The following is a 13,368-nucleotide window of genomic DNA, read 5'->3' as shown; positions in this document are numbered from 1 at the left end:
GAGGTACTGTATGATAGATAGTAAGGAGAATTTTAGTGACAGCAAGAATATAATTTCCACATTGCAGAATAAAAGGGATTTTAGATTAAATCAAGCCCATGTACTCACATGGAAGCATCTAGGATTGAATAATTTTCATATTGACAATTATAAGCTTCCGGATATACGGGAATATGATGCAGATTATATAGATTTTAAGGCCGAAGATTTTAGAGATGTTACCATAGTACCTATAAAGGAAGCTTCAAGTGAAAACTGCCTTTGTAAATATTCCAGTTTTAAAGATGCCACTTCTGTGTCAGGGGATTTTGTGAAGCTTGCGGAAAATGAATTTAATTCAGGAGTATTTATAAAAACTCCCGAAAACAGGATTTTAAACTCCTATGTTAGGCTTAATTTTAATTTAGATAAGCATAACCCTGCAGTGGTGGATCACAATATAATTGTAGCAGAACCAAACAGCAGGATTACTTTGGTAGTAGATTATTATACCGGAGAAAAAGAAACAACTGCTTTTCATAATGGACTGACCAAGGTGTTTGCTAAAAATGGATCTCAGGTAAATATTATAAAAATTCAAAGAATGAATGATAAATCTACTCATTTTGATTCAAATATGGCACAGGTTGATGAAGGCGCAGAGGTAAACTGGGTTACTATAGAAATAGGCAGTCATATAAATGTTACAAATTATAATTCGGATTTAAAAGGGGAGCGCAGCAGTGCTGATATATATTCAGCTTATTTGGTAGATGGAGATAGAAGACAAGATCTTTATTATACTGCCAATCATTTTGGAAAGAAGAGCGTCAGCAATATGGTCATAGAAGGAGTATTAAAAGATAAAGCAAGGAAAGTGTTTAAGGGAAATATAGATTTTAAAAGGGGATCTTCCAAGTCCAAGGGATCTCAAGCTGAAGAAGTGCTTCTTTTAGATCCAACGGTTAAGACGGATACTATTCCAATGCTTCTCTGCCAGGAGGAAGATGTAGATGGTCAGCATGCAGCTAGTGTAGGTAAAATAGATGAAAATCAGCTTTTTTATTTAATGAGCAGAGGTTTTGATTATGGTGAAGCGGAAAAATTAGTTATAGAAGCCAGATTTAGTCCTATTTTTGATAAAATTCCTGCAGAGGATTTAAAGAAATTTTTATCTGAAGAACTTAAAAGGAGGATTATAAATGAGTAATGGGAATGTAATACAAACAGGTATAGATGTAAAAAAGGTAAGAAAGGATTTTCCAATACTCTCCATAAAGGTAGAAGGTAAAGACTTGGTATATTTTGATAATGGGGCAACTACACAAAAACCATTATCTGTCATAAAAGCTGTGGAACATTACAATGAAAATTTAAATGGAAATCCTCATAGAGGAGCTCATTACTTAGGAGTTACATCCACAGAAGCTTATGAGGGAGCCCGTGAGAAGGTAAGAAAATTTATTGGAGCAGAGAAATCTTCTGAAATAATATTTACGAGAAATACTACGGAATCATTGAATTTAATAGCTTACAGTTATGGACTCAATTCTATAAATAAGGGAGATGAAATAGTAATTGCTATTTCAGAGCATCACAGCAATATACTTCCATGGCAGATGGTGGTGAAGGCCAAAGGTGCAGTACTTAAATACATGTATGTCAATGAAGACGGGAGAATAACTGAAGAAGAGTATAAGAACAAAATTACTGATAGAACAAAGATTGTATCTATTGCACAGGTGTCAAATGTACTTGGAACAAAGTATCCAGTTAAAGATATTGTGAAATATGCACATGAAAAGGGAGCCATAGCTATAGTAGACGGAGCGCAGAGCACACCTCACATGAAAGTAGATGTATCTGATCTTGACGCTGATTTTTTTGTATTTTCAGGCCATAAGATGTTAGCCTCCATGGGGATAGGTGTACTTTATGGAAAAGAGCAGCTTCTCTTAAAAATGTCTCCATTTTTGAGAGGTGGAGATATGATAGAGTACGTTACGGAACAAAATGCCACATTTGCAGAACTGCCTTTTAAATTTGAAGCTGGTACCCAGAATGTAGAGGGAGCAGTGTCTATTGGAGCAGCTATTGATTATTTGAACTCAGTAGGACTTGATAATATTGAAGCTTATGAAGAAGAGCTTACGGAATATGCTCTTAGAAAAATTTCAGATATAGACTATGTTACAGTGTATGGTCCTAAAGATGTAAAAAATAGGGCAGGAATTATTTCATTTAATGTAAAAGGTGTTCACCCTCATGATGTTGCAACTATATTAAACAGCTATGGGGTGGCAGTAAGATCAGGACATCACTGTGCACAGCCACTTATGAAACATTTGGGAATTCAAGCATCTTCCAGAGCCAGTTTTTATTTTTATAACACTTATGAAGAAGTAGATAAATTTATAGAAGCTCTTAAAAATGTAAGGAAGTGGTTAGGATATGGACGATCTTAGTCTAATATATTCTGAAATAATAACAGAGCACAATCAGGATACAACAAACAAAAGAGAACTGGAAAATCCAGATCTAAAAGAAAGAGGTCATAATCCAAGCTGTGGGGATGATATAACTCTTTCATTGAAATTCAAAGGGGATATTATAGATGATATAGCCTATGAGGGAAGTGGGTGTGCCATATCCCAGGCTTCTACATCCATGATGATAGATTTGATTAAAGGTAAAACCATTGAGGAAGCTTTGAATTATGTCAAAACTTTTATAGGAATGATAAAAAAAGAAATTACAGATGAAAAAGAACTGGAAAAATTAGAGGATGCCATAGCGCTTAAAAATATATCAATGATGCCTGCCAGAGTAAAATGTGCAGTTCTTGCCTGGCATACATTGGAAGAAGCTATAAAAAAAAGAGGAAAAGATAGCTCTGACAATTAAAAATTTAGTTATTAAAAACACCCCAAAAGTTTTGCTTTTGAGGTGCTTTTAATAATCAAATGTTTTTAAATTTATTTATAAAAGAATTGTATTCATTTCGCAGATCATTTTTATCTTTTTCAGATGCAAAGGAATAATCTATTCCATTTTCTATAACTTTTTTTATGTCCGTAAAATTAAAATTTTGATATTTTACAAGGTATTTAAACTCTTGAATTATATCTGTATTTGACACTGTGGTATTATCTGTATTTATTGTTATGACAAGACCTTCATCCAAATATTTTTTTACAGGGTGCTCAGTATAACAGCCTACGGCAGATGTATTTACATTGCTGGTTATACACACTTCAAGAGGAATTTTGTTTTCTTTCATATATTCAACTATTTTGTTGTCTTTATATGCATAGGTACCATGACCTATTCTTTCAGCATATAATGTTTTTATAGATTTTATTATATTTCGTGATATACCTGTTTCACCTGCATGAACTGTACGGTGAATACCATATTCTTTTGCCAGCTTAAAAGATTCCCGGTGAATTTCAGGTGGAAAATCGGATTCATTCCCTGCAAGATCTATGGCAACTACACCCCTGCCAAAGAATTTTTTTGCCAGATTGACAAGAGCTATTCCATATTTAACAGGCTCCTGCCTTAAAATACATAGGATTAAATTTGACTTGATTCCTAGAGTATTTCTATTATATTTCATGGCAGATAGCACAGTTTCTACAACCTGTTCCGGATTTAATTTATCATTTGAATGATTAAAAGGAGCAAAGCGTATCTCTATGTATTTAATGTTTTTTTCCCAGGCATCTTCTAGTAATTCAGTAGTTACTCTATATATATTTTTTTCACTTTGCATAATTTTTATAGGTAAATTAAATTTGTCCAGATAGTCTTTTAAAGAACTGCACTTTCCAAAAACTTTAACTTGTTTTTCAAAATCATTTAAAGTATTGCTTAAAACAGGTATGTTTTCCCTTGAAGCTATATCTAAAATAGTTTCAGGCCTTAAACTTCCGTCTAAGTGGCAATGGAGATCTGTTTTTGGGATAAGTTTTATTATTTTATTAAGATTCATTATATCCTGCTCCTTATTAGTTATTTAAGATATATTAATATTATATATCTTAAATATTAAAGTATGATATGTTACATTTTAAAGATTTTCAAGAAAAATTAAATTATTGAACACAGTTCATTTGGAGGATATTACTTATAGTGGTGTATTTTTTAAAAAGAGATTGCAAAATATTTTCATTAGGTGTTGTAATTTACACAATAAAGTAATACAATAAATAAGGTTGTTAAAATTTATAAGAAAGATGGTAAATTTATGGAACAAATAGAACAATTAAGAGAAAAATTAAATTCATTGGTTATTAAAGGTGAAGTTTTATACAATGGAGAAATATTGGAGATAAGTCAACAGTTGGACAAATTAATTTATCTTCAATATAGGAATGTTAATGATTATGGAAATAATTTGATTTTTAATATGTAGCCATTGTGTGTTAACAAATAGGTTGTGATATGTTTTTTACTGTGTGGTTCATAATGAAATTGGTGAAGAAATAAGTAGCTTTGGTTTGTTCTATAATATAATGTTTTATCTAAATTTGCGGTTAATTTTTAAGTCACACTTTTGAAATCATGGTAAGTTTGCAGCTGTAAAAAATATATTGGCAGTTAATAAAATTAATTTTAAAATATGTTGACAAATATGAAATTAAATGATACACTATACAAGCTGTCTTAAGAGAGACAGGCAATTGAAGATGATCCTTGAAAATTAAACAGAATAAAATATAAGGAAAACTTATATAAGAATAAACCAGCAATTCTTTTGAGCTGCAGCAGCAGCAAAGAAAGTAATTTCGTAATATTTTGTATGTTATGTTCAGTAGTAAAGCATCATTTATGATGTTATACATACTTAGCGTAATGTATCTAAAATTAATAATAACGAGCAGTTCCAGGAAAACCTTGAGCCAGGAGCGGAGTTTACTTAAGTAAATGAGCACCGCAGGGTCGGGTTTGACGAAGAAATGCGAAGTTAGTATTAATTTTCTAAAGAGGCAATAAGCCTGAAATTGGCAGTAACGAGTACAGCAAGGAAAAGGCTGAATGAGGAGCAGAGTTTACTTACGTAAATGAGCACCGGAATGAAGCATTTGACGCAGCTGGACGAAGTTAATGGCAATTTTAAACAGAGCCATATAAACTTTTAAATTAAGAGTTTGATCCTGGCTCAGGACGAACGCTGGCGGCGTGCTTAACACATGCAAGTCGAGCGATGAAGCTCCTTCGGGAGTGGATTAGCGGCGGACGGGTGAGTAACACGTGGGTAACCTGCCTCAAAGAGGGGGATAGCCTCCCGAAAGGGAGATTAATACCGCATAACAAGTATGATTCACATGGATGGTACTTTAAAGGAGTAATCCGCTTTGAGATGGACCCGCGGCGCATTAGCTAGTTGGTAGGGCAACGGCCTACCAAGGCAACGATGCGTAGCCGACCTGAGAGGGTGATCGGCCACATTGGAACTGAGAGACGGTCCAGACTCCTACGGGAGGCAGCAGTGGGGAATATTGCACAATGGGCGAAAGCCTGATGCAGCAACGCCGCGTGAGTGAAGAAGGTTTTCGGATTGTAAAGCTCTGTCATCTGGGACGATAATGACGGTACCAGATGAGGAAGCCACGGCTAACTACGTGCCAGCAGCCGCGGTAATACGTAGGTGGCAAGCGTTGTCCGGAATTACTGGGCGTAAAGGGTGCGCAGGCGGACATTTAAGTGAGATGTGAAATACCCGGGCTTAACCCGGGCAGTGCATTTCAAACTGGGTGTCTGGAGTGCAGGAGAGGAGAACGGAATTCCTAGTGTAGCGGTGAAATGCGTAGAGATTAGGAAGAACACCAGTGGCGAAGGCGGTTCTCTGGACTGTAACTGACGCTGAGGCACGAAAGCGTGGGTAGCAAACAGGATTAGATACCCTGGTAGTCCACGCCGTAAACGATGAGTACTAGGTGTAGGAGGTATCGACCCCTTCTGTGCCGCAGTAAACACAATAAGTACTCCGCCTGGGAAGTACGATCGCAAGATTAAAACTCAAAGGAATTGACGGGGGCCCGCACAAGCAGCGGAGCATGTGGTTTAATTCGAAGCAACGCGAAGAACCTTACCTGGACTTGACATCCCCTGAATATCTTAGAGATAAGAGAAGCCCTTCGGGGCAGGGAGACAGGTGGTGCATGGTTGTCGTCAGCTCGTGTCGTGAGATGTTAGGTTAAGTCCTGCAACGAGCGCAACCCCTGTTGTTAGTTGCTAACAGTAAGATGAGCACTCTAACAAGACTGCCGCGGTTAACGCGGAGGAAGGTGGGGATGACGTCAAATCATCATGCCCCTTATGTCCAGGGCAACACACGTGCTACAATGGGTAGGAACAACGAGACGCAAGACCGCAAGGTGGAGCAAACCTCAAAAACTACTCTCAGTTCGGATTGCAGGCTGAAACCCGCCTGCATGAAGCTGGAGTTGCTAGTAATCGCGAATCAGCATGTCGCGGTGAATACGTTCCCGGGCCTTGTACACACCGCCCGTCACACCATGAGAGCTGGCAACACCCGAAGTCCGTAGTCTAACGAAAGAGGACGCGGCCGAAGGTGGGGTTAGTGATTGGGGTGAAGTCGTAACAAGGTAGCCGTAGGAGAACCTGCGGCTGGATCACCTCCTTTCTAGGGAGTCGAAAGATGATTGTAATGATTGTCTTAAAAAAATTGGTAGTAACGAGCAGATCAAGGAAAGGCTTGAGCGAGGAGCAGAGCTTACTAGTGTAAGTGAGCACCACAGCGAAAGACTTGACGAAGAAATGTGAAGTTAATAGCGATTTTTGATGGTTTAACTTATAGAAGTAATCCGCTTTATTCTGTTTAATTTTGAAGGATCATAGATCTTTCTTTCCATAAGGGCTTATAGCTCAGCTGGTTAGAGCGCACGCCTGATAAGCGTGAGGTCGATGGTTCGAGTCCATTTAAGCCCACCATTAATCAATTGTAGAATGCACAATGTACATTTCACAATTGAATTTCTGTTCCAAATTGTACAGTGCAGGCTGTAATTGTGAACAGAAAAAAATTGTCCTTTGAAAATTGCACAGTAAATAAGAAATAAAAAATTGGTAGTAACAAGCAGAAATGTGAAGTTAATATCAATTTTAGAAACAAAGCTAAGGTTAGAAATAACCTTTGTAGTATGTAAGTATAACTAGTTTATACTTATTTGTAAGTTATGACGTAAGTTATAACTGAGAACCAATGTAATTAAAATTAATAGCAGCGGACAAGACAAGGAAAAACCTGAGTGAGGAGCAGAGTTTACTAATGTAAATGAGCACCGAAGGGAAGGTTTTAACGCAGTATTGTGAAGCTGATAGTAATTTTTAAGAAAATTGATAGTAACGAGTACAGCAAGGAAAATACCGAAGGAGGAACGGAGTTTACTAGTGTAAATGAGTACCGGAGTGAGGTATTTGACGCAGCTGGACGAAGTTAATGGCAATTTTAAAACTAAAGGTCAAGCTACAAAGGGCGCATGGAGGATGCCTTGGCACCAGGAGCCTAAGAAGGACGCGATAAGCTGCGAAAAGCTCTGGGTAGGCGCAAATAGCCAGTGAACCAGAGATATCCAAATGGGGAAACCCACCCAGACAACGCTGGGTACTGCATGTTGAATAAATAGATATGCAGAGGCAGACCCGGGGAACTGAAACATCTAAGTACCCGGAGGAAGAGAAAGAAACATCGATTTTCCAAGTAGCGGCGAGCGAAAGGGAAAGAGCCCAAACCAGAAACTTGTTTCTGGGGTTGAGGTCAGGTCATAAAAGCAGGGAAGACTTAATTGAATACAACTGGAAAGTTGAGCCGCAGAAGGTAACAGCCCTGTAAGTGAAAAGGAAGAACTGCGAGACCTGAACCAGAGTACCACGAGACACGAGAAACCTTGTGGGAAGCAGGGAGGACCACCTCCCAAGGCTAAATACTACCTGGTGACCGATAGAGAAGAAGTACCGTGAGGGAAAGGTGAAAAGAACCCCGGGAGGGGAGTGAAATAGAATCTGAAACCGTGTGTCCACAAATAGTCGAAGTACGATAAAGTACGACGGCGTGCTTTTTGTAGAACGAGCCAGCGAGTTACGATATGCAGCAAGGTTAAGTACTTAAGGTATGGAGCCGGAGGGAAACCGAGTCTGAAGAGGGCGAGAAGTTGTATGTTGTAGACCCGAAACCGGGTGACCTATCCATGGCCAGGTTGAAGCGGAAGTAAAATTTCGTGGAGGACCGAACCACAATGGTGTTGAAAAACCATGGGATGAGCTGTGGATAGCGGAGAAATTCCAATCGAACCCGGAGATAGCTGGTTCTCCTCGAAATAGCTTTAGGGCTAGCGTTGAGAGTGAGTAATGGAGGTAGAGCACTGAATGGGGTAGGGGCTGACAACAGTTACTGAACCTTATCAAACTCCGAATGCCATAAACTTGAATCTCAGCAGTCAGACTGCGAATGATAAGATCCGTGGTCAAAAGGGAAAAAGCCCAGACCACCAGCTAAGGTCCCGAAGTGTAAGTTAAGTGGAAAAGGAAGTGTGATCTCTAAGACAACTAGGATGTTGGCTCAGAAGCAGCCATTCATTTAAAGAGTGCGTAATAGCTCACTAGTCAAGAGGTCATGCGCCGAAGATGTCCGGGGCTAAAACTTACCACCGAAGCTGTGGGCTTGAAAGAGCGGTAGAGGAGCATGCTGTCCAGGGAGAAGCCGTACCGGAAGGAGCGGTGGACAGGACAGGAGAGAGAATGCTGGCATAAGTAGCGAGAAATAAGTGAGAATCTTATTGGTCGAAAACCTAAGGTTTCCTGAGGAAGGTTCGTCCACTCAGGGTAAGTCGGGACCTAAGCCGAGGCCGAAAGGCGTAGGTGATGGACAATCGGTTGAAATTCCGATACCGCATATAGATGAAAAAGACCAGAAGGGATGACGCAGGAGGATAGGATGTGCATACTGTTGGAGGTATGTCTAAGCAGTGAGTGAGAATACAGAGGGAAAACCATGTATTCAATTGCGAGCTGTGAAGGGGAATCCGAAAGGAGAAGTATCTGATATCACACTGCCAAGAAAAGTCTCTATGGAATTTATGTGTGCCCGTACCGCAAACCGACACAGGTAGGTGAGGAGAGAATCCTAAGACCATCGGAAGAATTGTTGTTAAGGAACTCGGCAAATTGACTCCGTAACTTAGGGAGAAGGAGTGCCTCGAAAGAGGCCGCAGAGAAAAGGCTCAAGCAACTGTTTATCAAAAACACAGGTTTCTGCTAAAGCGAAAGCTGAAGTATAGGAGCTGACGCCTGCCCGGTGCTGGAAGGTTAAGGGGAATACTAAGCAGCAATGCGAAGGTAAGAACTTAAGCCCCAGTAAACGGCGGCCGTAACTATAACGGTCCTAAGGTAGCGAAATTCCTTGTCGGGTAAGTTCCGACCCGCACGAATGGCGTAATGATTTGAGCACTGTCTCGACAACAAATCCGGCGAAATTGAAATGCAAGTGAAGATGCTTGCTACCCGCGATTGGACGGAAAGACCCCGTAGAGCTTTACTGTAGCTTATCACTGAATTTCGGTATTGTCTGTACAGGATAGGTGGGAGACATGGAAGGAGTGGCGTCAGCCATTTTGGAGTCGATGTTGGGATACCACCCTGACAGTACTGGAATTCTAACCGGGTGCCATGAAACTGGCAACGGGACAATGTTAGGTGGGCAGTTTGACTGGGGCGGTCGCCTCCAAAAGAGTAACGGAGGCGTACAAAGGTTTCCTCAGAAGGGTTGGAAATTCTTCGGAGAGTGCAAAGGCATAAGGGAGCCTGACTGCGACACATACAGGTGGAGCAGGGACGAAAGTCGGTCTTAGTGATCCGGTGGTACCTCGTGGGAGGGCCATCGCTCAACGGATAAAAGCTACCTCGGGGATAACAGGCTGATCTCCCCCAAGAGTTCACATCGACGGGGAGGTTTGGCACCTCGATGTCGGCTCGTCGCATCCTGGGGCTGAAGTAGGTCCCAAGGGTTGGGCTGTTCGCCCATTAAAGCGGCACGCGAGCTGGGTTCAGAACGTCGTGAGACAGTTCGGTCCCTATCCGTCGCGGGCGCAGGAAATTTGAGAGGAGCTGTCCTTAGTACGAGAGGACCGGGATGGACTGACCTCTGGTGAACCAGTTGTTCCGCCAGGAGCACAGCTGGGTAGCTAAGTCGGGAAGGGATAAACACTGAAAGCATCTAAGTGTGAAGCCCCCCTCAAGACAAGATTTCCCACAGCGAAAGCTGGTAAGACCCCTTGAAGAACACAAGGTGATAGGTCAGAGGTGTAAGCGTGGCAACATGTTAAGCTGACTGATACTAATAGGTCGAGGGCTTGACCAAAAACAATATGGATAAATATTTACTGTGCAATTTTCAGAGGACAATATATCAAAGTTCATAGAACAGAGATAGAAGTTTGAAGAATAAAGCTATATAATGAAACTCACTCAGCTAAAGCTGAGGAGTACTGATTCGTTACCAAAATCGAAGATTTTGACAAATCAGCATCTGGTGGCAATAACGTGAAGGCAACACCCCTTACCATTTCGAACAGGAAGGTTAAGCTTCACAGTGCCCATGGTACTGCAGGGGAGGCCCTGTGGGAGAGCAGGTCGCCGCCAGGTAATTTTTAATTATATTGTAAAGACAATTAAATTTATTAATGTATACTATAAAAAGTATACTACATGACATTTCTTTCCTAGATAATGGAGAGGAATGTTTAATTTATATACAGAACATTATCAGATAAATAAGTATTTGTGGTTATTTATTTTTACACTTTATTATAAAAAGCAGTAAAATAAAAGTATAGGAGGGTGTAATATGGAAATAAAATGGTTTAAAGGCATTAGAAATTCAAAAGATGCATTTACAATACGAAATGAAGTATTTGTAAAAGAACAGTGTGTTCCTATAGAGGAGGAATTAGATGATCAAGATAAAATATGTGATCATCTGGTTATTTATTTACAAGGGGAGCCGGTAGCTACAGGAAGGATAATAATTGAAAATAAAGAATATTATTTAGGCAGGATAGCTGTATTGAAGAAATATAGAGGAAAAGGATTGGGGAAGATTTTAGTAAATAAGCTTTTAAATAAGATCTTTTTGCAGGGAAGGAAAAAGGTTTTCATTCATGCTCAGGTTTCTGCTGAAGGTTTTTATAAAAAGTTGGGATTTAAACCTTATGGAGAAAAATTTTTTGAAGCTGGTATAGAACATATAAATATGTGTATAATTAATTAGGCACTTTTAGTAAATACATGATATCGGTTAAATTATTGTACTAAAATTATAAAATACCTAAGGCAATAATGATTAATTAATAGACTTTGCTATAGATATTATAGAATCTTTGGAAATATTTCCATATAGGGTATATTGGATGTTATTTTTTATCCATGTTATTTTTATAATGTCCTCTGTAGATATATAACCTGTAATTTCATTAATGGGTACCTTTTCACCAGAAATATCAGGAGAAGGTTTTTTATTTTGAATTAGGTTAAAATATTTACTATCAGTATTGGTATATTCTATATTTATGCTTTTCCCTTTTTCTGAATTTTGCGGAACAATCATACTGGCTAATTTGAAGCCTTCAGGAATATATGAAGGTAAAGAAACGTTGTTTCCAAAATAATTTTGTATAGTAGCTAAATCCAGTATATTTGAGAATTTTAAATTTGATTCCATCATTTTTCCATTTAATGATGGAGAAATGGTTATATTTGAAGTATCATTTTCTTTATTTACTTTATTATTTATTATGGAATCTTCATTTTTGAATTCTATATTTGTATTTTTAACTTCATTCTTATTGGGGGATATGAAAACTGGAGGATTACTAGTATTTACAGAACTTGAATTATAAATGTCTTTTGTATTGAAAGTGGATTTAGAATTTGCAGTTTTTTTATCTGGATAAATTTTACTGTCAGTATTAGTTATATTAATTTTTTTAGATGGTAAAAGAGTATAATTATTATGAATTGGCATTTTTATGAATTTGTTTAAAGTTTTAATAGAATTTTCTGCTACCGTATTATTTTTAGCATGGAAGTAATAATAATATCCTAATAGAGCAAATGTTATTGCTGCTGCAGATAAACTTTTAATAAATAAAGGCTTTAAGTTTCTATTTTTACATTTGATAAAAGTTTTATTTTTTAATTCTTCAGTTACGTGAATATCCTCCAGAACTGAATTTACTATTTCCTTTAAATTATTAATATCATCCTTCATATTCAATACTACCGCCTATATTATATTTTAATAATTCTCTTGCTCTATAAAGTCTGCTTCTTACAGTACCTTCAGGTATTCTTAGAACTTTGCCTATTTCAGAGGTGGACAAACCTTGATAGTAATACAAGAGTATAATTTCTTTATATTTTTTTTGTAAGTCCATAACTTTTTTTAACAAGTCTTCATATTCTATGTTTTTAATTACCCTATCATCTATTGAATTTTTGGCTTCACTAAAAGATTCATATTCTATGTCGTCAAATTTGAAAACTTTCTTTATCCATGAGCTTCTGAGTACATCTTTGCAAGTATTTATGGTTATGGTCAGTATCCAGGTTTTTTCGCTGCATTTGCCATTAAATTTATGAAAATTTTTATAGACTTTAATAAATACATCCTGAAAAACGTCTTCAGCTAAATGCAAGTCTTTAAGATAAATATAAGCAATTCTTAAAACATCATTTCCGTAGCAGTTCATTAATCTTTCAAGTTCCGTTTCTGTATTCAAAGCATTCTCCTTCCTATAAATTAGACGAAATACATATATTTTATGTTTCAAATATAAAAGCACATAATTTATTTTAAAATAGTAAGTCCAAATTGTAAAGTATCTGATTTTTTATAAAAGTATATTTAAGCAAATATAAAGTTTTAGTAGCAATTTATAAAAACAGGTATATAATAAAATTAAAATAAAAAAGATATTTATGGTTAATTAAATTGGAATCTTATAATTTACACTTGATTAAAATAAATTTATATAGTATTATAATAATGTAAATTTATTTCATAGTAAATTACTAAGAATTACGATGATAAGAAGAGTAGGTTACACAAAGTTATAAGAGAGAGTTTCCCCTGGGTGTAAGGAAACTTTAACTAGAGGTAATTGAATTGCATCTTGGAGTACTGAATTGAACAATAGTAGATTTCAGCGGAAACGTCCGTTAAAACGTTGAGGTATGATTGTACCAATAAAAGAGTTTTATCATATGATTATATTTTATATGATATAAACAGAGTGGAACCGCGGAAGTAACCTTCTGCCTCTGTATTGAGGCAGGGGTTTTTTATTTTTCAAAATTCCGGAATTT

At 37.5% G+C, this 13,368-nt stretch carries 8 protein-coding genes, 1 tRNA gene, 3 rRNA genes and 1 other annotated feature; of the genes, 9 read left to right on the top strand and 3 right to left on the bottom strand.

What is annotated here, in order from left to right; genetic code table 11:
• The first annotated feature begins 10 nt into the window (after positions 1 to 10).
• The 3 genes from sufD to sufU are packed head-to-tail and all read left to right on the top strand — an operon-like array spanning position 11 to position 2,883.
• Positions 11 to 1,189, top strand: coding sequence for a Fe-S cluster assembly protein SufD (sufD, locus tag ACYUJ6_RS11600; protein WP_461842937.1), 1,179 nt, complete (start codon positions 11 to 13; stop codon positions 1,187 to 1,189).
• The gene (locus ACYUJ6_RS11595; RefSeq protein ID WP_461842936.1) at positions 1,182 to 2,444 is read left to right on the top strand and encodes a cysteine desulfurase; all 1,263 of its coding nucleotides are present in this window, start codon (positions 1,182 to 1,184) and stop codon (positions 2,442 to 2,444) included. Before sufD ends, ACYUJ6_RS11595 begins: the two co-directional genes overlap by 8 nt.
• Positions 2,431 to 2,883, top strand: a complete 453-nt coding sequence (gene sufU, locus ACYUJ6_RS11590; protein ID WP_461842935.1) for a Fe-S cluster assembly sulfur transfer protein SufU — start codon at positions 2,431 to 2,433, stop codon at positions 2,881 to 2,883. The genes ACYUJ6_RS11595 and sufU overlap by 14 nt, the downstream gene beginning before the upstream one ends.
• A 55-nt stretch (positions 2,884 to 2,938) precedes the next feature.
• On the opposite strand, the gene add is transcribed toward sufU, so the two are convergent.
• Positions 2,939 to 3,973 carry an adenosine deaminase gene (add, locus tag ACYUJ6_RS11585; protein ID WP_461842934.1) on the bottom strand — a complete coding sequence of 345 codons (1,035 nt, stop codon included), beginning with the start codon at positions 3,971 to 3,973 and terminating at the stop codon, positions 2,939 to 2,941.
• Between the two features lie 255 nt (positions 3,974 to 4,228).
• Here add and ACYUJ6_RS11580 point away from each other — a divergent pair, with 255 nt between their 5' ends.
• From ACYUJ6_RS11580 to ACYUJ6_RS11555, 6 genes are all read left to right on the top strand, one after another.
• A complete protein-coding gene (locus ACYUJ6_RS11580; protein WP_461842933.1) occupies positions 4,229 to 4,396 on the top strand; it encodes a Spo0E family sporulation regulatory protein-aspartic acid phosphatase in 168 nt (55 codons plus the stop codon).
• A 724-nt stretch (positions 4,397 to 5,120) separates the two neighbouring features.
• Positions 5,121 to 6,631: ribosomal RNA gene (locus tag ACYUJ6_RS11575) — 16S ribosomal RNA — on the top strand.
• Between the two features lie 231 nt (positions 6,632 to 6,862).
• Positions 6,863 to 6,939 (top strand) — tRNA-Ile (locus tag ACYUJ6_RS11570).
• A gap of 528 nt (positions 6,940 to 7,467) precedes the next feature.
• A 23S ribosomal RNA gene (locus ACYUJ6_RS11565) occupies positions 7,468 to 10,363 on the top strand.
• 167 nt (positions 10,364 to 10,530) lie between these two features.
• Positions 10,531 to 10,647 (top strand): 5S ribosomal RNA (gene rrf, locus ACYUJ6_RS11560).
• The 16S, 23S and 5S rRNA genes sit together here with 1 tRNA gene alongside, the layout of an rRNA operon.
• A gap of 202 nt (positions 10,648 to 10,849) precedes the next feature.
• Complete coding sequence (locus tag ACYUJ6_RS11555) at positions 10,850 to 11,272, top strand: GNAT family N-acetyltransferase (RefSeq protein ID WP_461842932.1); 423 nt, start codon at positions 10,850 to 10,852, stop codon at positions 11,270 to 11,272.
• A 72-nt stretch (positions 11,273 to 11,344) separates the two neighbouring features.
• On the opposite strand, the gene ACYUJ6_RS11550 is transcribed toward ACYUJ6_RS11555, so the two are convergent.
• A complete protein-coding gene (locus tag ACYUJ6_RS11550; protein WP_461842931.1) occupies positions 11,345 to 12,271 on the bottom strand; it encodes a DUF4367 domain-containing protein in 927 nt (308 codons plus the stop codon).
• The gene (locus ACYUJ6_RS11545; protein WP_461845498.1) at positions 12,261 to 12,752 is read right to left on the bottom strand and encodes a sigma-70 family RNA polymerase sigma factor; all 492 of its coding nucleotides are present in this window, start codon (positions 12,750 to 12,752) and stop codon (positions 12,261 to 12,263) included. Before ACYUJ6_RS11545 ends, ACYUJ6_RS11550 begins: the two co-directional genes overlap by 11 nt.
• 325 nt (positions 12,753 to 13,077) lie before the next feature.
• Positions 13,078 to 13,328 (top strand) — a binding site (T-box leader).
• The last annotated feature ends 40 nt before the right edge of the window (positions 13,329 to 13,368 follow it).

This window comes from Clostridium sp. JNZ X4-2 (assembly GCF_054889485.1).
The sequence above is the reverse complement of the archived record's forward strand: the minus strand, read 5'-3'. Positions and strand labels throughout refer to the sequence as shown.